The sequence below is a fragment of the Paenibacillus kribbensis genome, assembly GCF_001705305.1.
Lineage (GTDB): Bacteria > Bacillota > Bacilli > Paenibacillales > Paenibacillaceae > Paenibacillus > Paenibacillus kribbensis_B.
Genome location: NZ_MCBP01000007.1, coordinates 134,805 through 160,229, shown reverse-complemented (window position 1 = coordinate 160,229; position 25,425 = coordinate 134,805). Strand labels below are relative to the sequence as shown.

The 25,425-nt window shown below is 51.0% G+C and carries 18 protein-coding genes; 3 read left to right on the top strand and 15 right to left on the bottom strand.

Features of this window, described 5'->3' with window-relative positions; translation table 11 throughout:
- Positions 1 to 96: 96 nt before the first annotated feature.
- On the bottom strand, positions 97 to 1,440 hold the full coding sequence (locus BAZ21_RS14735; protein WP_068502027.1) for an aminotransferase-like domain-containing protein: 1,344 nt from the start codon (positions 1,438 to 1,440) through the stop codon (positions 97 to 99).
- Between the two features lie 206 nt (positions 1,441 to 1,646).
- Here BAZ21_RS14735 and BAZ21_RS14730 point away from each other — a divergent pair, with 206 nt between their 5' ends.
- A complete protein-coding gene (locus tag BAZ21_RS14730; protein ID WP_068502024.1) occupies positions 1,647 to 2,594 on the top strand; it encodes a DMT family transporter in 948 nt (315 codons plus the stop codon).
- A gap of 200 nt (positions 2,595 to 2,794) precedes the next feature.
- On the opposite strand, the gene BAZ21_RS14725 is transcribed toward BAZ21_RS14730, so the two are convergent.
- The 6 genes from BAZ21_RS14725 to BAZ21_RS14700 all read right to left on the bottom strand — a co-directional run bounded on the left by BAZ21_RS14725 (position 2,795) and on the right by BAZ21_RS14700 (position 17,279).
- Positions 2,795 to 3,208: a hypothetical protein gene (locus tag BAZ21_RS14725; protein WP_068502021.1), complete on the bottom strand. Its 414-nt coding sequence runs from the start codon at positions 3,206 to 3,208 to the stop codon at positions 2,795 to 2,797.
- A gap of 261 nt (positions 3,209 to 3,469) precedes the next feature.
- Complete coding sequence (locus BAZ21_RS14720; RefSeq protein ID WP_068502018.1) at positions 3,470 to 6,865, bottom strand: AAA family ATPase; 3,396 nt, start codon at positions 6,863 to 6,865, stop codon at positions 3,470 to 3,472.
- On the bottom strand, positions 6,862 to 8,046 hold the full coding sequence (locus tag BAZ21_RS14715) for an exonuclease SbcCD subunit D (RefSeq protein WP_068502016.1): 1,185 nt from the start codon (positions 8,044 to 8,046) through the stop codon (positions 6,862 to 6,864). The genes BAZ21_RS14720 and BAZ21_RS14715 overlap by 4 nt, the downstream gene beginning before the upstream one ends.
- Positions 8,047 to 8,073: 27 nt before the next feature.
- On the bottom strand, positions 8,074 to 12,117 hold the full coding sequence (addA, locus tag BAZ21_RS14710; protein WP_068502014.1) for a helicase-exonuclease AddAB subunit AddA: 4,044 nt from the start codon (positions 12,115 to 12,117) through the stop codon (positions 8,074 to 8,076).
- Positions 12,114 to 15,662 (bottom strand): helicase-exonuclease AddAB subunit AddB, encoded by a 3,549-nt coding sequence (addB, locus tag BAZ21_RS14705; protein ID WP_068502012.1) that lies wholly within the window; start codon positions 15,660 to 15,662, stop codon positions 12,114 to 12,116. Before addB ends, addA begins: the two co-directional genes overlap by 4 nt.
- 240 nt (positions 15,663 to 15,902) lie before the next feature.
- Positions 15,903 to 17,279, bottom strand: coding sequence for a class I SAM-dependent rRNA methyltransferase (locus tag BAZ21_RS14700; RefSeq protein WP_068502009.1), 1,377 nt, complete (start codon positions 17,277 to 17,279; stop codon positions 15,903 to 15,905).
- On the opposite strand from BAZ21_RS14700, the gene BAZ21_RS14695 reads away from it, so the two are divergent.
- Positions 17,197 to 17,625 (top strand): hypothetical protein, encoded by a 429-nt coding sequence (locus tag BAZ21_RS14695; RefSeq protein ID WP_176718151.1) that lies wholly within the window; start codon positions 17,197 to 17,199, stop codon positions 17,623 to 17,625. The two genes, BAZ21_RS14700 and BAZ21_RS14695, sit on opposite strands and share 83 nt — an antisense overlap.
- A 149-nt stretch (positions 17,626 to 17,774) precedes the next feature.
- Positions 17,775 to 18,797, top strand: a complete 1,023-nt coding sequence (locus BAZ21_RS14690) for a Na/Pi cotransporter family protein (RefSeq protein ID WP_068502342.1) — start codon at positions 17,775 to 17,777, stop codon at positions 18,795 to 18,797.
- Here BAZ21_RS14690 and BAZ21_RS14685 read toward each other — a convergent pair.
- From BAZ21_RS14685 to BAZ21_RS14650, 8 genes are all read right to left on the bottom strand, one after another.
- Positions 18,787 to 19,221 (bottom strand): NUDIX hydrolase, encoded by a 435-nt coding sequence (locus tag BAZ21_RS14685; RefSeq protein ID WP_068502002.1) that lies wholly within the window; start codon positions 19,219 to 19,221, stop codon positions 18,787 to 18,789. The two genes, BAZ21_RS14690 and BAZ21_RS14685, sit on opposite strands and share 11 nt — an antisense overlap.
- 104 nt (positions 19,222 to 19,325) lie before the next feature.
- On the bottom strand, positions 19,326 to 20,669 hold the full coding sequence (mtaB, locus tag BAZ21_RS14680; protein WP_068502000.1) for a tRNA (N(6)-L-threonylcarbamoyladenosine(37)-C(2))-methylthiotransferase MtaB: 1,344 nt from the start codon (positions 20,667 to 20,669) through the stop codon (positions 19,326 to 19,328).
- A gap of 1 nt (position 20,670) precedes the next feature.
- On the bottom strand, positions 20,671 to 21,435 hold the full coding sequence (locus BAZ21_RS14675; RefSeq protein WP_068501995.1) for a 16S rRNA (uracil(1498)-N(3))-methyltransferase: 765 nt from the start codon (positions 21,433 to 21,435) through the stop codon (positions 20,671 to 20,673).
- Between the two features lie 164 nt (positions 21,436 to 21,599).
- On the bottom strand, positions 21,600 to 22,292 hold the full coding sequence (locus tag BAZ21_RS14670) for a site-2 protease family protein (protein WP_068501993.1): 693 nt from the start codon (positions 22,290 to 22,292) through the stop codon (positions 21,600 to 21,602).
- Positions 22,293 to 22,294: 2 nt separating this feature from the next.
- Positions 22,295 to 23,260 carry a 50S ribosomal protein L11 methyltransferase gene (gene prmA / locus BAZ21_RS14665; RefSeq protein WP_068501990.1) on the bottom strand — a complete coding sequence of 322 codons (966 nt, stop codon included), beginning with the start codon at positions 23,258 to 23,260 and terminating at the stop codon, positions 22,295 to 22,297.
- A gap of 170 nt (positions 23,261 to 23,430) precedes the next feature.
- The gene (locus BAZ21_RS14660; RefSeq protein WP_068501987.1) at positions 23,431 to 23,616 is read right to left on the bottom strand and encodes a YfhD family protein; all 186 of its coding nucleotides are present in this window, start codon (positions 23,614 to 23,616) and stop codon (positions 23,431 to 23,433) included.
- Positions 23,617 to 23,640: 24 nt separating this feature from the next.
- Positions 23,641 to 24,015, bottom strand: a complete 375-nt coding sequence (locus tag BAZ21_RS14655; protein ID WP_013311164.1) for a hypothetical protein — start codon at positions 24,013 to 24,015, stop codon at positions 23,641 to 23,643.
- A 170-nt stretch (positions 24,016 to 24,185) separates the two neighbouring features.
- Positions 24,186 to 25,388: an NAD(P)-dependent malic enzyme gene (locus BAZ21_RS14650; protein WP_068501984.1), complete on the bottom strand. Its 1,203-nt coding sequence runs from the start codon at positions 25,386 to 25,388 to the stop codon at positions 24,186 to 24,188.
- Positions 25,389 to 25,425: the final 37 nt, after the last annotated feature.

Sequence of the window (25,425 nt, the reverse complement as noted above, 5' to 3'; positions counted from 1 at the left end):
GCTCTCGGCATTCAAAGTTATGTATGTCCTGCAACCGAATAGAAGCATATACAATCATACTTATATTTCTAGATGTATCATAACGGAAAAAGGGGCTTAATACCAGTTCCCCTTCGCCACTTCCTCTATTATAGTTTTTACGCCCTCATCAATCTGTTCCGGCTGTGCACGTGAAATGCTGATGCGTAAAAACTTTTCTTGTTCTCTGTAGCTCGTCAAATAAAAACCTTTGCCAGATACAACCTGGATCTTCCTCTCGGAAAGGCGCTGTACCAAACGCTCCATGTTTACTGTTCGAGGCAGCTTAAACTGCATATAAACTCCTGATGCTACAGTTGACGCTTCAATGAGTCCGGCCTGATTATATCTTTCCACCGCCTGGTTGAGAATATGGATGCGCTCTGAATACAGATTGCATATCGTATGCTTATGACGTTCATACATTCCGTTTTTAATATAAATATCAAGCGCAGCCTGAGATAACATGGAAGTATCGACGTATCGTTTATATGTCTGGAACGTCTTCAATAGAGCTTCTGGCAAAACCGCAACCCCTAGACGCAAGCCCGGGAAAATGATTTTTGAGAAACTTTTCAAATAAACAACATGATTCGTCTGGTCATATGCATATATGGGATCAAAGCTATAATCGACCTCCAAATCAGCCATATAATCATCCTCTACGATATACACGTCGTATTTGGCTGCCAAGGCAGCTATAGCCTTTCGCTTCTCAATGTTGTATGAGCTTCCCAATGGGTTATGATATCTTGACATGGTATAAAAAAACTTGATGCTTCCGCTCTTAAATTGATTCTCCAATTCATGCAAATCTATACCTGCTGCTGTGCGGACAATAGTAGTGACAGGTATGTTCTCTTCCTCCAAAAAACGCAAATAAATATCGTAGCTTGGCTGCTCAACCAAAACCTTTTCTTTGCCGTTTGGAAACGGCATCTTTGCAAGTATTTCCAGCGCCTGCTGAACACCAGAAGTCACGATAATCCGATCCATTTTTGCAAACACCTGATGATTAGCCAAATGGGAAACCAATGTATGACGCAGTGTCTCCAGACCTTGCGAATCCCCGTAAGTAAACAGATGATATTTGTAGGTATCTATAGCCTGGTTCAGACAATGCTGAAAATCCAAATATGGAAATACGTTTAAGTCCGGGGATGCGGAAGTAAAATCAACGACGTCGTTAATATGGCTATGGCGCACATCACCGTAATTCTCCACTACATAGTATCCGCTTTGCGGTATGGAATAGATGGCGTGCTTCTTCTCAAGTTCGGCATAGGCCCGCAGAATCGTGCTTTTGCTGCACCCGTATAACTCCGAAGCGTCACGGACAGACGGCAGCTTGTGGCCGGATTTGTATTGACCCTCACGAATTTTAAGCTCTATATCCGATAAAATGGAAACATACTTTTTCACAAATATCCTCCTATCGTATTTTTTCTATATATACCTGATGTTAACACGCTTGGTGGATAAACAGGATATCTTATGATAAAAAAACTGTACCGATACAGTTGTGATAATTTGATCTCTCGGAAGCTCGTTCCTTGTTGTATCTTTAGTGCATCGGATAAGACGATCGCGAACACGGTCCCGAAGCATGAAAGAAAGGTGGGAATCTTATGAACTCACAAGTAAAAGGATTAAAATTGGCTTATATGTTTGCAGTGCTGAATGCTGCAATTATCGGATTTTCATTTTTATTCACTAAAATGGCACTGGTGTATGCTCATCCTATTGATACACTAACCTATCGGTTTGCAGCTTCCTTTATCGTCATGTCCATTCCGTTAGCCTTGGGGTGGATCAAGCTGTCTTATCGGGGCAAACCCATATTTAAAGCGTTGCTGCTGGCTCTGATGTACCCGTTAGGATTTTTCACACTGCAAGCATTTGGTTTACAGTACGCTACTTCCGCCGAGGGAGGTATTATGTACGCCTTCACACCGGTTGTGACGATGATCATCGCCTCGTTATTTCTAAAAGAAACCACGACCCTTTTACAGAAGCTATCGATCTTTTTATCGGTATTCGGCGTCATCTTCATTTTTATCATGAAAGGAAACAGTTTCAGCGTGTCGCATTTGGGCGGAATCTCCATGCTTTTTCTGACATGTGTGGCTTTTGCAGGGTACAGCGTGTTGGCACGTTCTCTCTCCAGGCATTTTAGCCCGGCAGAAATCAGTTATTTTATGATGGGTATCGGATTTATTACGTTTCTGGTCATCTCACTCACTAACCACATTCAAAGTGGAACACTGGGCCAGTTTGTCTCATTATCCGGTAACGGAACCTTCGTCCTGTCCATTATATATCTTGGCGTTGTTGCCTCGCTCATCACTTCACTAACTGCAAATTATGCTTTATCCAAAATAGAAGCCTCCAAAATGAGTGTATTTACGAATCTGTCAACGATCGTATCCATTGCAGCGGGAGCTTTGTTTATCGGGGAAGCCATAACGGTCTATCATCTAGTTGGCTCGCTGCTGATTATCATCGGGGTCATTGGAACCAATTATTTGGGACGGAAAAAGGAAATACCACTTTGTGCAGATACGCTAAAAACGTAGTTTATAAAGTGTAGAGGTTTCTATGTTGAAATCTAGTGGAGGATATAGATAAAAAAGCTGCTTCTTCTTGACGGAAGAAACAGCTTTTTTGGTGTGATCATCTATAATTCGTCAGTAAAACCGCTTTGCTGTACATGTAGAAGATGTTTATTATGCGAGCTGACTAAACGTGTTCACTATGGCGATGAGGCAACCTGTGCTTAGTAATAAGGCAGCAGGCCAATCGCAGCTAGCGCAGCCAGTGGCAGAATCAGACGATTAAAGCGTCGGCGACCGTAAGGGAAGCCGTATCCATATCCATATCCGTAGGCAGGATAAGGTGGATAGAACCCATATCCCCCATAGGCTCGGGAACCGCCACAGCCGCAGTTGCTGGGTGGATAAGGAAGATTGACGTTCGCGTTCACATTCGCGTTCACGTTTACGTTCGCGTTCTCCATCTCGCCAACAGGAACGGCTAAATACAATTTCTCATCATCCACATGTTCTACAATCCCATCATACATGGTTCCGTCCTTCACCCATACGCATACATAACGATACATATGTTTTTGACACAGTGTTTTAGCATCCGTTTGTTCCGGTGCTGTAACGGTTGGCATGCTATTTTCCATGGTTATTTCCTCCTAGGCTCTTGCATGTATACCGTATGTTATTCAAAAACGGGCTATGTGCTACAGAAAATTGGGCGAATTTCGGGTTGCAAAAAAAAAGAAGCACCCCGGAGGCTCTTGGCAGAGCCCCTCTGAACGGACGTATACCGGGAAATCCCTTCCTCAGCATACGTCCGCCGGGGTGCTGTATGATTAACTTGTCGGCTTAGCTGTATTATAACAACACTCTGAAACTGTATCTGTGATCTGCATCACGTTGTTTTAAAATGTTTCCATAACCACTCTGGAGCCGCCTCCAGCCTGCTCAGCGGGTAGAACGACCAGCTTGCGTGGAAGACGAGCCCGCAGCTCCGGCACATGGCTGATTACACCAACAGACAGTTGATCGTGATGCAGCTTTTCCAGGGAGGTGATCACCGTGTCAAGCAACTCAGGGTCCAACGTTCCAAAGCCTTCATCCAGAAAGAAAAATTGAAGCGGGTATTGGCCCCGCAATTGAATCTGAGCCGATAGCGCAAGCGCAAGCGACAGGGAGGTCAGGAATGTCTCGCCGCCGGACAAGGTCGATACCGGACGCTTGACTCCACCGTTGGCATCGTCACTAATGACAAAACCACCGCTGGAATCTACCTCTAACGCATAACGCTGCTTGGTCAGAAAACGCAACCGTCGTGAAGCCGATTGACTGACCTGCATGAGCTGTTCCTCAGCAATATATTCAACAAAGGCATTGCCCCGAAAAACAGACTGGAGCTTGGACATCTTTTCTGCCTCGCTACGCAATTGTATACGATTGGACTCCAGCTCCACCCAGCGAACATGCCGACGCTGCAAATCCTCCAGATCACGCTCGGCCTTGGCACGATTCTGAAGCGCCTCTTCGTCACGTATACGGCAATCGCGAAGCTGCGCAGCAGCTCTTTCCCACTCTTCCTCCGTAACGGTTGCTCCATTCAGCTGCTCTTCCACATGCTTTAAGCGAGAAGACAGCTCTTGTTCTCTTTGTCGGTGCAGGCTCACTTCACGTTCATAACGTGCGGCTTCATCGGGCCCCAGACAGCATTCCAGAACCTCTGCTTCTGTCGCAAAAGTTGAATCTTCCAGACGACTGCTCCAACGGGCCTCAGACATCTTCCGTCTTTCTTCAGCCGAGTCGGATGCCTGCCGGGCAATCAACGAAGCATGAACGGCCTGCTGCTTGCGTTCCTCCGCTTCAGTACGGCGACGCGACGCGATTTCAGCTTCGTTTTTGAGTCTCTGTAGGCGTGAAGTCGCTTCTGCCAGCAAGGAAGCTGCCTGCCCTTCTCCAACCCATTTTCGGAGCTGTTCCCGCTTTTCGCGCAACGAATCGTCTTTGCTTTGGAGCCCTGTACGACGGGCAATCATGATTTTATCTTCCTCGATGATGCTCTGCTGTATCTGCTGAATATGTACAGCTTTTTCCTCGAGGAAGGTCACGCTCGTCTCCAGGCGCGACCGCAGCTCCTCCGCGCGCCCATCGCGTTCCTGCATGGCGCGATAACGCTCTGCGGCTTCGCCCGGCACCACGTTGGGCAGCTGCGTCGCCCATTCGGCGCGCAATCCTTCGCTGCGCGTAGCGCATGCCTCGCGCCTGCTCCGCGCCTGTGTCAGCGCTGCGGCAGCCGCCTCCTGCTCCGCAGCTGCGCGGATACGCCGCTGCTGCCCGGCGGCGTCTGCCTCGCGCAAGGCGTGCGCCTCTGCAGGCAGCGCACGGGCACGGGCGGCCAGCTCAGCCGCTGCCCGTTCCAGCGCCGTGCAGCGAGCCGCCCAAGCGGCGGCACCGCGCGGGTCTGCCGGCGCTGTGGAGGGCGCGGCAGACTCGCCCGTGGCAGCAGCGCCGCTGTCTGCGACGGCGGGCTGCGCCAGCAGGCTGCGCTGCTCGTGCAGCTGCTGGCGCAGCGTGAGGCGCAGCTCCTGCAAGCCAAGCCGCAGGCGATGCAGCTCGTCCGGCGCAGACGCATCCGCGCCATGGGCCACGGCGGCGGCAGGTGCAGGGTGGTGCAGCGAGCCGCACACCGCGCACGGCTCGCCCTCGCGCAGCTCGGAGGCGAGACGCTGTGCGAGACGGCCCAGCTCCTCGGCGCGGAGCTCGCGGCGCAGCTGCTCCTCCTCGGCTGCCAGTACCGACACGTCGGCTGTAACTTCCGCCTCCAGCGCCAGTAACGCCTCGATGCTCTCAGCCACCTGTGCAGCAAGAGCAGAACGCCGCGCCTCCGTCTCCTGTGTCTCCTGCTCCGTCAGCTTCAGATGCTCGTCAGCTTGCGCAAGTCGTTTCTCCTGAAGGGCGTACTCCTGTTCAGCTTCACGTAATTGCTCATTTGCTGTCTCCAGCTGTTGCAGCCGTTGCACCGCCTCTTGCAGCATACGTCGCTCATCTGCCCGCACTTCATTTTGCTTTAGCTCCTGTTGCAGCTCCTGCTGCCGCTTCAAGCCTCGTGCCTGCAGCTCTTGCTCCTTGGCGAGTCCTTCGCCATATGAAGCAAGGGTTTGCTCACTTTGCACCAGCTCTGCCGCGAGACGCTCCCGTTCGGTCCGTAGCACCTCCGTATCACGCTCCAGCTGAAGCGCCTGTTCCAGCTGATCGATCCGCAGCAGCAGCTTTGGCTCCTCCGCACCCAGCGCTTGCCGGGCCTGTTCGTCTGCTTGTGCAGACACAAGCGCAGCCTCCTGCGCTGATGTGGCCTGAACCGCCGCTTCTTCGGCGGCCTTTTGACGTTGATCCGCTTCAGCTGCGGCTTCCTTCCAATCCGTCAGCACTGGCAGCAATGCCTCGGCTGCCGACGCTTGACGCAGCTTGTGCTCCAACAAAGCAATGGATGGCTCCAGTGCTGCCAGCTGCCCCAGCTCATTCGCCCGGCGACTGCGCTCCATGACCAATTCGCGGGTTTTGTTCAGCGCTTCCGCCTCGCGAGCAACACGCTCCAGCTCACGGCGCGAAGCCTCTGCATTGGCAATTGCTTCTTTGAGACGCACCTCCACATGTTCAAGCGCTTCAGCACTCGCGTCCCCCAGACCTTGCTGCTCCGCTTCCAGCTCTTTCAATGCAATGTCATTGTCCTTCACACGACGACTGAGCTTCTGTGCCAGTTGATCGCCATATTTCTCCAAATGGAACAAACGCTGCAGCATCTGCCTGCGTTCACTACCCTTTAAGGACAAAAATTCCGCAAACTTTCCCTGCGGCAACACGACGGCACGTGTAAAATCGTCCATTTTCAGGCCGATATACTCCTCCACACAGCGCGTCACATCCTGCACCTTGTCAGCAAGCACTTCCTCGCCGTCCTCCGTGAGCGCAATAAAACGACTGAGCGTATTATTAACAGATACGCCTCCAGCGCGTTTGAAACGTCGTTCTACACGGTAACGACGAGGTCCCTGCGCTGACATGAGTTCAAACGTAAAGGCTACAGACAGCGTGTCTTCAGCATGATTCATTATGCCTTGAGTACCATTCACCGCCCGCTCCACTTTACCGTACATAGCCAACGTAATGGCATCGAGCAACGTTGATTTGCCACTCCCGGTGGGGCCAAAAATCCCAAACAGTCCGGTTTCGGTCAGCTCGTCAAAACGAATTTCCTGCGGCTCCCGATAGCTTTGCAGCCCCGCCAATTTCAGAAGAATCGGTTTCATACATCCTCCTCCTCAGCGTGGTCTCTTGCATTATCCTGCTCCACCAGCTCCAAAAAAAGCTGCACCAATCCATCATCCGGCTGTGCTCCGCCTGTTTGTCGCTGATAGAAGGCCCGGAACAGCTCATGAACCGGCAGTTCTGATCGTTGATGCTCCAGCTGTGCTGCAGCCATTTCAGGATACAATGGACGAATGTGAATGATGCCTTCACGGCTTTTGCGCAGCCGCTGAATATCCCCCATCGACATCGCTTCATCCAGCGTAATCTCCAGATCAATAAAAGCATCCATATCCAGCCCTTCGTCCAGCCAGCGGTATACTTCTTCCAGACCTCCCCGTGCGCGCCACCTCACCAATGGACGTCCACTGGTAATATACAGTTCCTCGACCTGTGCAGGCTTGCCGGCAACCACGTCAATCAACGTAACCGATTTGGCTTGTCCCGCCTCGGAAAAGCTATATGCCAGCGGAGAGCCGCTATAACGCATCAGCCCGTCTCCCTTCACATATTGGGGACGATGCAAATGTCCCAGAGCTGTATATTGCGCCCCGATGCTCAGCGCTGACGGATCGACCGTATAGGCTCCCCCGACCTGAATCGGACGTTCCGAGTCCGACTCCAGCCCGCCGAGCACATAAATATGGCTCATCGACAAATTAACGGTGTCGGGCCGAAACGCTGTACCCAGCTGTGCCATCAGCAACCCCACACGGCGACTATATGCCTCGCGTAATACTGTTTCATCTCCGTCCTCAGACAACAGCTCGTTTAGACGAGACTCGGAGGGATACGGCAGGGCTGCGATGCATGCCATTTCGCCCGTTCGTGGTGTATGAACGCGCACCGCTTTCCCGCTGGGCAGTCCCAACAGTGTAATTCCGCGCCCGCTTACCAGCGGCGTGACCGAGGATACCCTTTCCGGCTGATCGTGATTGCCCGCAATAACGATCAGTGGTCTTCCTCCAGCCGTAAGACGGGCAGATGCTTCATAAAACAACTGCTCGGCGGCCGCCGAAGGATTGACCGAGTCGTACACATCTCCAGCCATCATAATCAAATCTGCCTGCTGATCGTCAGCCATTTTCGCCAATTCTTCCAAAAACGCTTCCTGCTCCTTCAAACGGCTGCGTCCTTCCAATGTGCGGCCCAAATGCCAATCACCTGTGTGCAAAATCCGCATACTATTCCTCCTTCCTCTATCACATAACTACAGCCGTACACTCTCTCCAGCCTCTAAAAAATACAGCCACTTCTCAGCAACCTTTTTACCTGTAATCGTTTCGATTACATAGGCATAAAGCTCCAATTGAAAACGATACTGCTCCGTTAAATGAGACAGCGTACGGTATTCGGATATCCGGTCTGTTTTATAATCCACTAATACAAGTCCTTCCGGCGTTTCAAACAGGCAGTCAATAATCCCGTTCATCAGCACTTTATCGTCCTGACCACCTTCCGGACCTGCTTTCTGTGTTTCCTGTGCTGGCAGCATCGATGGCAGGCTGTGGTTCCAGTAATCGACTGCCTGCATCGTATAAGTAAACGGAAGTTCACGTTGAACGTGGGTTGCCTCCAGCATTCTGCCACCCAGATCACTGGTGAAAAAGCGCAATATTTTATCCGTATCCAGCGCCTTCGCATGAACCTCCAGCAATATGCGCTGATTCAGCAGACGGGCCTTGGTTTCCTCAATAACCTCGGCGTTCATCACCCCATCCAGCGGTAAATGCAGCATCAGCGTATGATACACCGTTCCGCGTTCCGTTGGAGTCAGACGTTGATTTCCCATAAACTTAGGTCTGCGTAAATGTAATGCATTGCCCCCTGTGTGAGAATCTTCTTGATCCTCCGGTGACTCTGCTCGTTGAGAGGCAGATAGATTCAGCCAATCGTCCGCTCCAATCTCCTGCATTTCGAGCCATCTTTTCATCTCGGTAACCGATGTATTGGCTGCCGTCCTGCCTGACCGTTCATACGGATAGGTCCAGGAAAGAGCCGCAGCAATATCCGTTTCACTTTCTGCAATCATGCCCAGAGGCTCTGCATTTCTCAGCGCTTCCGTTTTCAGGTGGCGCTCTTCGTTCGATACCTCTACCTCATGATCCGAGCTCGCACGGGAGCCGGAAAGAGTTTCCGCTGCCACAATTTTAAAAAGCCAGTCTGCCCCCGGTATGTGCTCCAGCCTGTGAAAATACCCAGCTTGAACATCCGCTGCTTCCCTCAATGCGACAGCAGAAGGATGACGAATCAAAGCGGGACATACCCAGTCCAGATAACTGCGGCCTGCCGCCAGCATATAGTCCGGCAGGACGGTTTCCGTATGCTCTTTGACACGTGCCCAGCCTGCTGCGCGCGAAGCGATATCCTTCACCGTTCCGGTCATAATAAGCTTTTCACGCGGACGTGTAAGCGCCACGTACAGCACCCGCATCTCCTCAGCCAATAGCTCCAGCTGGGAGCGTCGACGAATCGCCAAATTAGGCAGCGTCGGATAGCTGACCCGGTTTTGTTCTTCCACATATTTGGGGCCAAACCCCAGCTCCTTGTGCATGAGAAACGGAGCGTTCAGATCCTGCTGATTGAACATTTTAGCCGTCCCGGCAATAAATACAACCGGGAATTCGAGTCCTTTACTTTTATGAATGGTCATGATACGAACTGCCTGATCGGGCTCTGTACCGCCACTGCTGGAACCCAGATCACCACCTCGCTCCCGCAAACGGGAAATGAAGGTCAGAAATCGGAACAATCCACGGTTAGACGTTGAAGTCTCATATTGTCTGGCCCGGTCATACAGCGCCCGCAAGTTGCTTTGACGCTGTGAGCCGCCAGGCAGTCCGCCTACCCAATCCAGATATCCCGTTTCCTCCAGCAAATTCCAAATCAATGCACTTAAGCTGCCTTGTCTGGCTTCCATGCGCCATGCTTCCAATTTACGCAAAAATGAACGTAGTCGCGCAGACAACGTATTCCCGTCATTCCTGTTCCTAAAATCAAAGGAAGATAGCGAGTCCCCGGTAAAAAGGTCCGGCTCCATAAGGTCAGCGGAGATGCCTTTTTTACTCCCCTCGAACGGGTCCGCCTCTGCTGCCGCCAGCAAAGCGCCATAAAACAGTCCGTCAGGCTTCTCTAATCGAATTTGAGCCAGCTCATCCTCGGTCAGGCCTACAATTGGCGAACGAAGCACAGAGGCAAGCGGGATATCCTGCTGCGGATTATCAATAATGTGCAGCAAAGACAGCATCACCTCAACCTCCGTTGCTTTGAAAAAGCCTGTCGTCTGCTCCCCGGAAGCCGGAATGCCCTCAAGCCGCAGTTCCTCCACAATTAAGGGAGCCCACACGCTGGCGGAACGAAGCAAAATGACGATATCGCCGTAAACTGCGGGGCGCATTGCTTTTAGTCCTCGGTCATAGATCAACAATGGTTGTCCTGTATCTCCAGTCAGCTCCTTAATCCGTTGCGCGATTGCACGCGCTTCTAATTGCGCCGTTTCCAGCTCCGCGAGCTCGGCCAATTCGTTATCCTGTACAGCAGACTCGTCACCTGATTCGGCTCCTTCCAAAGCATCCGAAAGACCGTTCCCGCCTTTATCAACTAACAGCAGTTCAGGTGCGTAGGCAGAGACAGCATCGTGCTCCGTTTGTTCGGGATAGGATGCGCCGTGCACCAGCCACGCCCGTTCGTCATATTCAATTTCAGCCACTTCGACGCTCATAATCTGCCGGAATACCAAATTAACCGCATCGACTACTTCCTCCCGACTGCGGAAATTACGCGCTAAGTCTATCAAAAGGCCATCTTCCTGCTCCTGCATGCCATACCGTTGATACTTATTCAAAAATAGCCCCGGCTCGGCCAGTCGAAACCGGTAAATACTCTGCTTCACGTCTCCTACCATAAAACGGTTGCCCGGTTCCTCGCGCGATACCAGCCTCACGATATCTTCCTGCACGGTGTTCGTATCCTGATATTCATCCAGTAGTACTTCATCAAATTGCGCCTTGTATTCAAGCGCAGCGTCCGAAGGCAGCAGTCTATCCGGAGTCGAATCGGGATGACGCAGTATTTTGAGGCAATAATGCTCCAAATCCCCGAAATCCACCATCCCCTTGGACTGCTTGTGCTGTTGAAATCGTTCCCCGAATGCAATGACGGTCTCTACCAGTTCGTCCATCAGAGGAGCCGCTGCGTGCAATTCCGCCAGATAGGCTTCCGCTCTCCTGCCGAACAGGGAAGCTTTCATATCTGTAATCATTTTTTTCGCTGCCTCACGCAGCAGCTTGACCCGCTCCTGCAATGCAGGCTCGGTCTGATCTTTTTTGACCGGCTTGAGCTTGCCGAAGGAAGCCAGCTGAAAGTGATCATACAGAGTTGCCCATGGCTGTGTCTCCAGTTCCTGCAGCAATCCCTTCACCATCGCCGCATCCTCTTGCAGCGTTGCTGCATAAGGTGCAGGACCGCCGGGCTGCATAGCTGCTTCATGCGCCTGTTCCAGCAAGCTTGCAGCCCCGTGTAGGGAAAGCGCGGCATCCGCCAAAATGCTGCGAACCCAAGGAGTCTCTCCCAAAGCGGCCACATCCTGTACACGAAATGCTGCTGCCGTCTCCCTCAACCAATGCTCCGGCCAAGGATGGCTTTGAGAAAAATCGTACAGCCGCTGAACAAGCACATACATTGCATCATCGGTACGTTCCCCGCTAAACCAGTCCACCAGCCTGCGGAACGTGCTGCCTTCATCATAAGCCTCATATTTTTCCTCAAACAGCTCTTCCAGCAGCTCCTGTCGCAGCAATTCCGTCTCATGCTCATTCATAATCCGAAAACCGGGATCTAGGGGAATGGCCTGATAATGCCTGCGAATGACCTCCATACAAAAAGAGTGAAGCGTCGTAATCGAAGCCCGATTCAGCAACGATAGCTGACGGCGTACATGCTCACTTTCCGGCTCCTGCTCCAGTACGCGCTCCAGCGCTTCCCGTATCCGCTGACGCATTTCGGCAGCTGCAGCCTTTGTAAAGGTCGCCACCAACAGTCGATCCACGCTGAAGCCGAGCTGGGGATCGACGATTTTACGAATAATACGCTCTACAAGCACCGCTGTTTTACCAGACCCCGCCGCTGCTGCCACCAGCATGTTATTGCCGGATTCTGCAATGGCACGCCACTGGTCATCACTCCATATGCTGCCTTCCGGCTTCGATATGCCTTTTGTGTTGAGTATGCCTTTTGTGCTTGATGCACCTATCATAGGTCCATTCCTCCTTTCCCATCCTGTATATGACCAAGCAGATTCCATATCTGATCCTTGCCGGGTTTGCCCCATTGATTGTAGCTACTGCCTTCCAGACTGTCGTCAAATTGACAAACAGACTTGAAAGAGCAGAACGTACACGCCGTCTCCTGCTGAATACGATAAGGCTCAATGGCCACATCGCCCTCTGTCATCCGTGTTCCAATCGTCCGAATATTGTTACGCACCGAAGCCAGCAGGCTATCCCACTGTTCCGGTGAAGCGACGGACGCACTGCTGTAAAAACTGCCGTCTGCCTTCACCGCAACAGGTAAAATGGAGGAATACCCTTTATCCAGTGCCGTATCCATTTGCCCAACCACGTCTCGATCCGCAAGCAATAGTCCTTTCATTTTGAAGCGTTTCAAAAGCTCCTGACGAGCCTGTTCCGCGCTAAGACCGTTAGGCGATTGCAACATCGGATTATGAACGTGAAAATATAAGGTCCCTGCCGGATAGGCCGTTTCGCCCAACCATTCCTCTGCCGCATTCAGCAGTACGTCCAGATAGGTGAGCATTTGCAGGGACAAGCCATAGTACACCTCATGCAGCTTCAGATCCTTTTGGCTGGATTTGTAATCGATAACCCGCAATAGCAGGCCTTTTTCTCCCTCTGCCACATCTACACGGTCAATCCGTCCGACGATTTCCATGACAACGCCGTTATCCAGTCGAAAGGTCAGGGGCGGAAGCGGTTGACCCGGTCCAAAGTCCAGCTCCAGCCCAATCGGCTCAAAGCTGCCTCTACGCGCATGCTCACCCAAAATCAATGAAGCACGGCTCACAATATCCTTCAGCTTGCGCAAAATGTAGCCATAGCGCTTGGAGCTCATTAAAATCTCGCCTTGCAGGCGAGGAGCCAGACGCTCCACTGTCGTTTCCGCCTCCTGACGGCACTCCTCCGTGCTGAGACTCCCCCAGCTTATGTTTCTTGCCCGCAGATTGATCGCCATTTCTCCAAGCGCTGCATGGAATAATTGTCCGATATCCGGAGCCTTCAGGCGATACATTTGGCGCTCCTTCAAACGAAGACCGTGAGAGGCAAAATGCGAAAACGGACATGCGACAAAACGTTCCATCCGGGATACGCTGGTACGCAGCTTGCTGCCGTACAGACGGTGACTCGTTTCCTTCTGCAATTCGGCGTGGTTTTCGTAAAAAAGAGAGGTCAGCAGCTGACGCAGCTTGTCCTTTTCACGACCTTGCTGGCTGGCATACCAGTTGTATACCTCCCACCAGGGAGACAGAATATCACCGTCACGCCGCCAATTCCGTAATTGCGCAATAAGCTGCGGCAAAGCCTCGGACGGATGGGAAGCATACTCCCATTGGGCCGCCCAGGCATCTCCAGGCAATGGGTATCCAGCCAATGGACGTTCTTCCAGACCGGGAAACAGCTGCCGGACATGCCGAACCAACTCTGATGGCAGCAGCGACTTCCCTTCTTCATCAGTCACAGCATAACTCATCCAAAGGCTTTTGCCAGGAGACGTAAGAGCCGAATAAGCGAGAAAGCGTTCATCCAACAGGCGTCTTGTCATATCCGGTGCCAGCTCAACGCCTCGTTCGTTCAAAGCGGTACGCTCCTGCTCATTCAGCACTCCGTCCTCATGAAATACAGCCGGCATCACACCTTCGTTCATACCAAGTACAAAGGCATGCTGGATGCCAGCTACACGTGTACGATCTGTGTTGCCGACCAGTACCTGATCCAGAGCTGGCGGCACAAGTCCCATACGGAATTCGGCCAATCCCGTTTCCAGCACACCCGCGAACAAAGAGGTATCCAGCCTTTCGTCACCCATCATTTCGACAATCTGATCCAGCAGCTCAAGCACCGCATCCCATACCTGACGATGCTCCTTGGCCTGCTCGGGATTTCCAGCTTTCTCAGCCTGACGAACAGAGACGTCCAGCTTGTGACCGATTTCTGCATCCTCCAGCAGCAGATATACCGCTTCACACTTTTCAAGTGCTGTGCGGGCCTTGCCCAGACGTTTCTCAAACGCACGTAAAGGCGTCACGATCACATCACGGCACAGCTCCATCAAATCGAGTGTTTCATCCCGTTGTCGGTTCCGCTCCTGCTCCTCCAGCTCCAGCGACAGACTGGGCACAGCCTGCCACGGTCGTCCGTCTGTCCAGCGGCTGCCTTGTATTCCACAGGCCAGTGCATAATTTTCCAGACGGTCCAAGTCCTCACGGCTAACCCGACCATCCAGCGGCAACAGAAGATCCGTTTTGACCGCACGGAATACATCCTCATACCGCCAACGCCGCTGGACGATATCCAGCGAAGCCCGGATCATTTCTACTAAGGGATGGTGCAATACACTTCTCCGCTGATCCAGAAAAACCGGAACCCCATATTGCTTGAATATCGGTTCCACCCACGGCTCATAATCCTCAATATGACGTACAAACAAAGCCATTTCCCGATAACGCGCGCCTTCATCCCGGGCCAGACGGCGCATTTCGCGTACGGCCCCTTCCAGCTCTGCACGACGATTGGCCGCAGCGTACAGCTTTATGCCCTCCGGCTGCTTGTCTGCCCATTGATCCCGTAGCTGCTGCGGTATCCGATACCCTGTACGATGTTCAAAATGCGCCTCCAAATACGCCAATGCCGGGCGCTCCTTGAACCTCGGCATTGGATCTGGGCGCAATAATAATGTCTGCGTCTCTATCATCAGTTCGTCGGCCATTCCTTTAAGCTTTACATAGGTAGCTGCCGACGGATGAAACAAATCCAGCTCATGCGGAAGCTGTCCGCTCTCGTAGCTGCGGTTGCAGGTCAGCGCCACCGTCAACGAAGAGGCGTGCAGCATAAGCTGCTCTACCACTTTGTATTCATGCGGCGTAAACCTGCGGTAGCCATCCATCCAAATATCTGCCCCGCGCACAAGGGATGACTCGGCAATTTGTTCTGCCAGCATACGGAGCGTATCCTCACCGTCAATATATTTAAGCGCCAGCTCGCGTTCAAAATCCTCATAGATTAGACTGATATCCTTGAGCTTACCGCGCAAAATCGGGGTCGACTCCCCTGCGGCATGCATGCGCTCCAACTGCTCTGGTACAGACCGGGTATCATTCCCATACTGCTTTAGCTCCGTAAACAACGTATTCAACCGATCCACAAAGCCAAGCTGATCCCCCGAGTCCTTAAACAAACTCAGTTCATCCTTGCGACGACGAATAATTTTATATAAAAGCATCTTCTTGCCCTCTTCCGTCACAGGCACCAGCGCTGAACCTCCAGTTTCCTGCATGACTAAATAAGCAAGACGATGAAATCCCATCACCTGGGCGCGCACCGACCCCTGAATACCGTTTCCGGCTTCTGTAAGCAACGCATGCTCGGAAGCAAATGACGATTGCTCCGGTACAAGCAGCAGCATAGGCTTACCTAGCGGCTGCTCGCGTAGCATAGACGTCATTTCATGACGGATTAACGCGCTTTTGCCGCTACCCGAGCGGCCAATCAACAAACGGACCGACATGATGCGGCCTCCTTTCCAACGAACAACATTCTATTAGACAGTATAGCACACGAGGCAAGGAAGAAAAGAACGTACGTTTGCCATCTTGCAGCAATGTATCCTTCCTCAAAAATCAAACAGTCCCGCAAGTTGGCTAGATGCATGCCTTCTCTACAGGACTGATGTATACATTAAACGAGCCTATTTTACTTATTTAACCATCTTTAACCATCCCAAAGGCGATTCACTGTGTTTCCACACCTACAGCTGTTTCTGGCTGCGCACCTCAAAGATAGCGAATTTCAAATAATGACCTTCCTCCACGCCCAAAATTTGAGGATGATCCTTGCCGGCTGCTCTCCAATCCACCAGACGGAGGATTTTTCCGGCATCTGCCGCCGCTTCCTTAATCGTGTCCAGAAATAGCTCCGGCCGCATATGGAACGAACAGCTTGCCGTCACCAGATAACCACCCTCATTAACAAGCTTCATCCCGTGCAGGTTGATGTCTTTGTACCCCCGCATAGCGCCTTTGACCGCACTCTTCGTTTTGGCAAAGGCTGGCGGATCAAGAATAACCACGTCAAACGTGCGCCCGCCGCCAGCTGTTAGCGGCTTGGATGTATCTCCCTTGCCCCCTGCTCTCGCGGCACGCTCCTCCACACCTTTGACCTGATTTCGCAAATATTGAAAAGCATCGTCGACGACAAACTCGACGCGTTCCTCGAAGCCGTTCAACTTGACATTATCCCGGGCGCTTTCAATCGCATGCTCGGAAATATCAAGACAAGTTACTTTTTTGGCACCGTATTTACATGCATGAAGTGTAAAGCTTCCGGTATGTGAAAAGCACTCCAGTACGGTTGCGCCATCCCAAAATGGGAATTCAACAACCTTACCACTTTTATTTACAGGCTTCATAATCGTGGTGCCAGAGCCATCTTGCTCTGCTACTTCCTGAATCGTAATTCCGCTGCGCCCGCCCCAGCCTGTCATCAGCGGTGCAATGGCCGCACGATTCTCACGCTGGTCGAAGAAATAACCTGTCTTCTGGCCCTCTACGATATCGACCTTAATTTGCAAACCATTTTCCGTCACCACGACATGACGCGGGCAATCACCGTACAAAGGTCCCTTCGTCTGTTCCAGTCCTTCCAGCTCACGGATGGATACATCACTGCGTTCATATATACCGACAGGTCCCATCACTTCGACAAGCGCGTCCCTGATTTCTTCCCTGCGCCGATCCATGCCCAGCGTTAACAGCTGCACGACCAATACATCACCAAAACGGTCTACAATCAGTCCAGGCAAAAAATCAGCCTCGCCGTACACTAGCCGATAAGCGTCTCCTCCGGTCACAAAACGTTCACGGTGCTCCAGACAATTGCGGAAGCGTTCAGCAAAGAAGCTTTTATCCATGGCTTCCAGCGGCTCGTACGATAGCACACGCACTGTAATTTGTGAAGCCGGATTATAGTAGCCTGTCGCCAAATATCGACCCTGATGGTTAACAATGCTGACCAGATCGCCCGCCTCCGGGTTACCCTCGACTTTGGCTATTTCATTTTTAAACACCCAGGGGTGTGCGTGCTCCAGCCTTTTTTTGCGGCCTCGTTCTAATATTACTGAAGGCAAAACCCTCACTCCTATTCTTGGATTACTCAAAGTGTTAAAAGCGTGGTGTTCGATGGGGGCGCGGCTCCGCGGTTCATTTGATCTTACGATCGCTGTTGCACGGGATTCTTGGGATTGGGTAAAACATTTAAAGGTAAAAATCCCCCTGCAAAGGCGAACGCTGGCGCTTCTCCAGATTCAAATGAACCGCTTCGCTACTGCCCGCCTTGATATCGACGTCACGCTTTTAAAGCTTGTGAAGATATTACAAAAATTATCGTTCTATAAAAAAACAGCTCGGCCATGCTTGTCATGGCTGTCCTCGACAGATCATAGGCTGTACATAAGCGCTTTAGCGATGCTGTGAAAGAAGCCAAATGCTTCAGTTGACGTTAAAAGTAATTCATGAAAATATCCTGATTTCAAGGCATTGTAATAGCGATCGAAAGACCAAAATTAGCCGTAAGTTGCCTAAGTCACCAACATTAAATTACCTTAGAAGAGAGGTTTATGCCCGTGTTTATACACGTTATTTTGCCGCTGTGCGGAGGACTGCTTATTTTTTTGGGCGGAATGAAGCTGATGGAAGCAGCCCTCCGCCATTTGGCTGGCCCCTTCCTTACCCGCTGGCTGAACCGGGCCACCGTCTCCCCTTGGCGAGGCTTGCTGTTCAGCTCAGGCATTACCGCCCTGCTGCAAAGCAGCACTGCCGTAACGGTGATGACCATCGGCTTGGTCAACGCCGGGCTGTTGACCTACGGTCGTACGCTCGGCATCATCCTCGGTACCAATATTGGCACCTGCCTGACCACCGAGCTGATGGGGCTGCAGCTGGGCAAGCTGGCTGTTCCGCTGCTATGCGGTTCACTGCTGTGCTGGAGCACAGCAGTCCTGTGGGGAGAAGCTGTCCTCGACCACCAGTATGCGTCCGCCGGAGCTTCCCCCGGTTCCCATGGGCTCAGCCGCCCGCAGGCTGTACAATTTATCAGCCTCGTCCTTGCCGGATTTTCGCTGATTCTGGCGGGTATCCGCGTGATGCAAACGGTCGGGCCCTGGATTGAACAGGCCGGACTATTCCGCTGGTTTCTGGATCACGCTGCCGCCAACATGTGGTGGGCCTTCGCCGCCGGAGCTTGCCTGACCGCACTGGTACACAGCAGCGCAGCCGTCATTGGCATGGCGATCAGCCTTGCTGCGGCAAGCGCCCTGCCAGCCGACGTGGGTATCGCCATCGTCATCGGTTCCAATGTGGGCACCTGCGTAACCGCTCTGATCGCCGCTGTAGGCGGAAGCACGTCCGGCAAATTTGTAGCCTGGTCCCATGTTCTGCTGAACGTAGGCGGGGCATTGCTTTTTATGCCGTTGATTCCCGGGCTTGAAATGGCGGCCGCCTGGATATCCGCCGAGCCCGGAGCCAAGGTCGCTCATGCCCAAACCCTGTTTAACGTGATCAGTTCGCTGATCGCCTTGCCCGCTTGCTATTTACCCGTATGGACACGCTTAGAGCAACGTATGTCTCTCCCTAGAATTAAACGTTAATTCCCAGCATAGACAGCGCCTTGCTCAAAATGACATCATTATTATCATATCCACCCTGGCGCTGGAGACGCCATGCCTCCTCAGGCGTATGCCACGCGACACCTTTTATTTCTTCGATCTGTGCCTGTAAATCTCCATCCAGTGCCTCCACAAGATAATAATGTACTTCCTTGTCCACTTCCCCATATTCAGCGTGCTGGTACGTATAAGCAATCATATCCACATGCTGAATAATTCGCCCGTTTAGCCCTGTTTCCTCGCGAATTTCACGTAAAGCCGTCTGTTCGATCGTTTCTCCCGGCTCCATTTTGCCTTTAGCCAAGGATGCCTTGCCATATCGGTCAGTAATCAGCTGGATTTCAAGCTGCTCCCCCTGTTTGCGGAACACAACACCACCTGCGGAAATTTCCTTTTTTGCTGCCATCCTGTAATCTCCTTTCCTTGCGCAACAAAGATTCCGTCCTCTCTGTAAGGAAAGGCGAAATCCTTGTTTGCCATCGCTATTGCCTGTTCAGGCTTTTTATGATCTTAGAGAGCTGTTTGCAGCCCGTTCTCCAGTACGCGGACCAATTGACCTTCACTTTCATTAACGCCCGCCTTCGTCAGCTTCACTTGGCACACCTTGCCAACCAAATCCTCAGTACCTTCAAACACCAGTTGAATGTAATTGTCACTATAACCGTAGAGTATGCCGCTACCTTCGGTTCCTTTCGGCGCAACTTCCGGAATGACCTCCAGCACCTGACCTACAAACTTTTCAGCATACGCCAGCTGCATTTGCTCTGACAGTTCAATCAGCTCATGCACACGGGCATTTTTAACGTCCTCGTCGACCTGATCCTCCATACGTGCCGCAGGCGTTCCAGTGCGCTTGGAATACGGGAATACGTGCATTTCCGAAAAATTGATTTTTTTCATCAGCTCATAGCCGTTGCGGAACATTTCGTCCGTTTCCCCGGGGAATCCGACAATCACGTCCGTTGTAATCGCTACATCCGGCATTGCTTTTCGAATCATAAGCATCTTGTTATAAAACTCTTCTGTCGTGTACTTGCGGCGCATCCGTTTCAGCACGGTATCATCCCCTGCCTGAAGCGGTATGTGAAAATGACGAACCAGCTTGTTGGAGCGTTTCAGCACATCAAGCATTTTTTCGTCAATCTGGCTGGCTTCAATCGAGCTGATACGAATGCGTTCCAGCCCTTCCACCTTTTCCAGATCCCACAACAAATCAGACAGGTCATAATTTTCCATATCGTCACCATAACCGCCAGTATGGATACCTGTAAGTACGATTTCCTTGTAGCCTGCATGCACCAGTTGACGCGCCTGTGCAATAATGCTCGCGGCATCACGGCTGCGGGATAAACCGCGTGACCACGGAATGATGCAAAAAGTGCAAAAGTTATTACACCCATCCTGAATTTTCAAAAACGCACGGGTATGGTGAGCAAAATCAGGCACATCCATTTCCTCAAACACACGAGTCTTCATAATATTACGCACGGCATTTACCGGTTGACGCGATTCTTGAATTTCCTTCACAAACGGAATAATCTTGTCCCGATCCTGTGTACCAATAACGAGATCAACACCAGGAATATCCATAATCTCAGCAGGAGAAGTTTGAGCATAGCAGCCCGTTACGGCCACAATGGCATCCGGATTTCGACGAATCGCGCGACGTATAATCTGACGACTCTTTTTATCGCCCGTATTCGTAACGGTACAAGTATTAATCAAATAGACATCAGCAGTCTGCTCATCAAAATTCACCTGCTCATAACCTTCTTTTTTGAACAGCTGCCAGATTGCTTCTGTATCATAAAAGTTTACTTTACAGCCCAATGTGTAAAATGCCACTGATGGCATATTAAATCCCTCCCATTTCTCCTGTCTCATATAAAATGCACGCCAATGCAGCCATACCTGCGGTCTCTGCACGCAAAATACGTCTTCCCAGCCCTGTAGACTGAGCCCCGGCCTGCTCGGCCTCCAGGCTTTCCGCTTCAGTGAAGCCGCCTTCCGGGCCCACCACCAGCAGAACACGCGGCTTATCTGCCGACGCCCATGGTCCTGCCAAAGGCTGGATCACATCCCGTAACTGCCGACCCTGCTCTTTTTCATAACAATAGCATATCAAATCATACCCCGCAAAAGAAGCCAGCAGCTCTTTCCACGTCATGGGTGCGCTAATTTCCGGAATCCGGTTACGGTGGCTTTGCTCAGCCGCTTCCTTCACAATCTTGCGCCAGCGCTCCAGTCGCTTGCCTTCTTTTTTGGCATCATACTGCACGACTGTACGCTCGGACAAAAACGGTATAAAGCCCGCTGCTCCGATTTCTGTACATTTTTGCATCACCGTCTCCATCTTGTCTCCTTTAGGAAGACTTTGGGCGATAGTGACCTGCACATGCGGTTCAGAGGTCATCTCCAGCAGCTCGACGATCGTCGCCGTCACATGATCCTGCTCAATCGTTTCCAGCTCAGCCAGTGCTTCTCTGGATACCCCGTCACTGACTATAATTTTGTCACCGCTGCGACCGCGCATGACTTTAGCGATATGCCGCGCGTCCTCGCCCGCAACAATCACGTGATCTTCCAGAAATTGCTCTGCCGGAATAAAATAACGCTGCATTGTCTCTCACACCTATTCTAAAAATAACTGTTATCCACTGACTTTCCGTACAAAATCCGAATAAATCACCAAGCACCATCATATCATCTTTTACGCCTGTATGACCAGCCTGTTCCCTTTTCCATTGACTTAATATTTATCTGTTCTCGCAAAAAAAGGAGCCCTTAGGCTCCAAATAAACCGGTGATGTAAAAAGAGAACTGCAAAAACTGTATATATATGACTTGGGCCAGCGTGTAAAGAGGTTCAATCGTTACAGCCCGCACCTGCGGAATGACCAGTATAAGCAGAAAAATAAAGATGGACCACTGTTCAAACTGCTGAAGCTTGCGGCGCACAGGTGTTGGAGCCACATCCTCCACAATCCGGTACCCATCCAGCGGGGGGAGTGGAATCAAGTTGAAGATAAACAAAAACAGATTCAAATTGATCAGTGCATTGATAAACAGATAGATCGCCTGAGCTACCCGCTGGTTCTCCATGCCCGGCAGCACTTGAAAATGAAGCAGCATGGCATAGATCAATGTAGCGACAAATGCAAGCAGCAGATTACTTAGTGGACCGGCAGCCGAAACAATAATGCCCATGAGGCGCGGACGGCTAAAATTGTCACGGTTAACCGGAACAGGCTTGGCCCAGCCAAAGCCCCCGATCAGCAGCAACAGCGTACCCAGCAGATCAATATGCACGGCCGGATTTAAAGTCACACGCCCAAGCAGCTTGGCTGTGGGATCACCAAATTTATTGGCATAATACGCATGTGCAAACTCATGGACCGTAAAAGATATAATCACAGCCAGCAAGTAAAATGGAAGAACATTTAAATTTACACGAAAAATACTTTGTAAAAAATCCATACTTACCTCTTTCTCGCCACAAACGCCAGCCAATCTTCATCTCGGCGTATTTCGGCAATTTCAAAGCCAGCTGCCTTCAACGCAGTTTCGACAACCTCTTCTTTGTTCTTCCAAATCCCTGATGCAATATAAGTACCGCCTGGCTCCAGAGCCTTATAGACATCATCAATGAACAGCAAAATAATCTCGGCTAAAATATTAGCAACCACCAGCTTGACCGGCAACTGGATGCCCAGCGTTGGATCGCTTGTATTGAGCACGGACAGCAAATCGCTTTCCTTAATGGTAATGCGTTCTTCCAGTCCATTCAGACGCGTATTTTCTCGCGCGCTTGATACCGCTACCGGGTCCAAGTCCAAGGCTAGCACATGCTTCGCTCCCAGCTTTATAGCTCCAATGGCCAAAATACCGGAGCCTGTACCGACATCAATGACTTCCTCTCCACCCTTAATCACAGATTCCAGTGTTCTCAGGCAAAGAGATGTCGTAGGATGCGTCCCCGTGCCAAAGGCCATACCCGGGTCCAGCTCAATGATTTTTTCGTCCTCACTTGCAGGCTCATAGTCCTCCCAGGTCGGTTTGATCGTTAGGCGATCCGACACACGTAAAGGCTTGAAATATTGTTTCCAGGCATTTGCCCAGTCATCCTCATTGACCGTTTTCAACTCATACCGAACCTCACCAGGGTTAATATCGAATGTTCTCAATTCTTCGACTCGCGGCTCGATTTGTGCACGTATGCTGTCCATATCCACTTCCTCGGCAAAATAGCCCTTGATGATCGCTTGTCCTTCAGGAATGTCGTTCAAGGGGCGATCATACCACTGCCCGTAAGACGTATCTCGCGGTTTGTTGAGCGAACCGGATTCTTCAATGGAAACCCCTCCCGCACCTGCTTCGTGCAGAAAATTCGAAATCATTTCGATGGCTTCTTCACTTGTATGTATTGTTATTTCATTCCACAACATGGTTTTCATTTCCTCCTCATTTCACGTGCATACATTACATTGTACTATATACATGCATAGGAGTTCAAAAAAGCTATCAGGCTATTATTGAAAATCAACCCCCAGTTACACAAATAAGACGAGCTATCCCTTAATCATCTTCAAGATGGGGATAACTCGTCTTATGAATTCTACTCGCTGTCGAAAATAATGCGCTCCTGACGACGATCAGCTGCTTCGCTCCGCCGAATCGCTTCCAAATCCTGAGCATCTGCCTGCTCTGCCGAGAACTCAACATCCTCATTTTTGGCAGATTGCGCACGCTTGATTTTCTCCGTTTTTGTCAATACTTTATCGTACCGTTTGTTTGTTGGCATCTGTCACAGCTCCTTCCAAACTTCTCACAGCATTCCACCCGCTTGCTCCACAATGGACATTGCCTGATGATGAATGGACTCATCAACCACAGCAGTCAACAAAATATCGCGGCCAGTTGGTCCACCCTGTCCCCCATCACTCATTCCACTGGCAGACGGATCAGCCGCAGCCAGTATCGCTGGAGTTGCATCTGTAAAATCTACTCCCTGCGTTAGCGAGGACAAGCTGCTAATTTGTCCTGAAAATACAGGTAATCCAGCGTTGCCAGTGGACTGTCGCGGATATCGGCTAAATCGGTCTATCGACACATCCGCTACCCGAAGAGCTTCCAGCTTTCTAGCGGCTCCCTGTGCTTCCTCGGGACTTTTAAAATACGCCAAAATATTTTTTTCACCCATCCCCAAAAACTCCCTGTGTGAGATTGAGCGCAACTTTTATTCAAGAACTATACAGTTGCGCTTTGCTATATCCTGCTCATTGGCACGAATTTATATTCCCCACAGAGACGGAACGGAACAGACAGCACCGGATTTAGCAGGTGGAACGCTGGGAACGTAGTTTGCGAAGGTTACTTTTCCGGGTGCTGAGCAGCGGCGGGTACTTCTCCTGCTCTCGCTACCCCCGTCTCCCGTGCAGCACGAATGACAGCATCCCGCACCTTTTGCACCACCTTAGGATTAAACACATTAGGTATAATACAAGTTTCACTTAGTTCTTCAGGACTGATCGCATCCGCAATGGCAAGTCCGGCAGCCAGTTTCATTTCTTCATTAATTGTCGTGGCATGGCAATCCAGTGCACCCCGGAAAATTCCCGGGAAGCACAGTACATTATTAATCTGGTTAGGAAAATCGGAGCGGCCTGTGGCCAATACACGTACGTACGGCGCAGCTAAAGCCGGATCAATCTCGGGCTTAGGATTCGCCATGGCAAAAACGATAGGATCAGCGGCCATGCTCTGAATATCCTCCACAGTCAATAAATCCGGGCCTGATACACCGATGAAAACATCAGCTCCCACAATCACCTCGGATAAACTACCACTCAGATTTTGGGGATTGGTCATATTGGCATACTCTGTCCAATGCGGGTTGCTGTATTCCACTCCACGATGAATGGCTCCTTGTCGATCAACGCCAATCAGATTGCGTACACCCGCCTTGAGCAGCATACGAGAGCAAGCCATACCAGCCGCACCGATACCTGCAAATACAACTTTGACATCCTCCATTTTCTTGCCGACTACCTTCAGTGCATTGACCAGTCCCGCTAATACGACGACTGCTGTGCCGTGCTGATCATCATGAAATACCGGAATGTCCAGTTCCTCTTTCAACCGTCTCTCGATCTCAAAGCAGCGCGGTGAAGAGATATCCTCCAGATTAATGCCTCCAAAGGCAGGAGCGATCATTTTGACAATCTGAACAATTTCATCAGGGTCCTTCGTATTAAGGCAGATTGGAAATGCATCGACACCTGCAAATTGTTTGAACAGTACCGCCTTGCCCTCCATGACAGGCATAGCAGCCTCAGGGCCGATATCCCCTAATCCAAGCACCGCTGTTCCGTCAGATACGACGGCTACTGTATTTTTTTTAATGGTTAATTGGTACGCTTTGGCCGGGTCATTCGCAATTTCCATACAAATTTCTGCCACACCCGGCGTATAGACTTTGGACAGCGCCTCCATCGTTTCAATCCGTTTTTTTGGTAACGTCTCCATTTTACCGCCTTCGTGTAACTCTCTAATTTCATCTAATAAACTACTCATATTTCTCTCCGTCCCTTCATTTTGTAATTAAGCTATA

Excerpts from the sequence above, each read along its gene's own strand:
- BAZ21_RS14730 (WP_068502024.1), top strand. The coding sequence starts at position 1,647 with ATGAACTCACAAGTAAAAGGATTAAAATTGGCTTATATGTTTGCAGTG.
- BAZ21_RS14675 (WP_068501995.1), bottom strand. The coding sequence starts at position 21,435 with ATGCAGCGTTATTTTATTCCGGCAGAGCAATTTCTGGAAGATCACGTG.
- BAZ21_RS14715 (WP_068502016.1), bottom strand. The coding sequence starts at position 8,046 with ATGCGGATTTTGCACACAGGTGATTGGCATTTGGGCCGCACATTGGAA.
- prmA (WP_068501990.1), bottom strand. The coding sequence starts at position 23,260 with ATGTTGTGGAATGAAATAACAATACATACAAGTGAAGAAGCCATCGAA.
- mtaB (WP_068502000.1), bottom strand. The coding sequence starts at position 20,669 with ATGCCATCAGTGGCATTTTACACATTGGGCTGTAAAGTAAACTTTTAT.
- BAZ21_RS14725 (WP_068502021.1), bottom strand. The coding sequence starts at position 3,208 with ATGGAAAATAGCATGCCAACCGTTACAGCACCGGAACAAACGGATGCT.
- BAZ21_RS14655 (WP_013311164.1), bottom strand. The coding sequence starts at position 24,015 with ATGGGTGAAAAAAATATTTTGGCGTATTTTAAAAGTCCCGAGGAAGCA.
- BAZ21_RS14685 (WP_068502002.1), bottom strand. The coding sequence starts at position 19,221 with ATGGCAGCAAAAAAGGAAATTTCCGCAGGTGGTGTTGTGTTCCGCAAA.
- addB (WP_068502012.1), bottom strand. The coding sequence starts at position 15,662 with ATGTCGGTCCGTTTGTTGATTGGCCGCTCGGGTAGCGGCAAAAGCGCG.
- BAZ21_RS14660 (WP_068501987.1), bottom strand. The coding sequence starts at position 23,616 with ATGCCAACAAACAAACGGTACGATAAAGTATTGACAAAAACGGAGAAA.
- addA (WP_068502014.1), bottom strand. The coding sequence starts at position 12,117 with ATGATAGGTGCATCAAGCACAAAAGGCATACTCAACACAAAAGGCATA.
- BAZ21_RS14720 (WP_068502018.1), bottom strand. The coding sequence starts at position 6,865 with ATGAAACCGATTCTTCTGAAATTGGCGGGGCTGCAAAGCTATCGGGAG.
- BAZ21_RS14670 (WP_068501993.1), bottom strand. The coding sequence starts at position 22,292 with ATGGATTTTTTACAAAGTATTTTTCGTGTAAATTTAAATGTTCTTCCA.
- BAZ21_RS14650 (WP_068501984.1), bottom strand. The coding sequence starts at position 25,388 with ATGAGTAGTTTATTAGATGAAATTAGAGAGTTACACGAAGGCGGTAAA.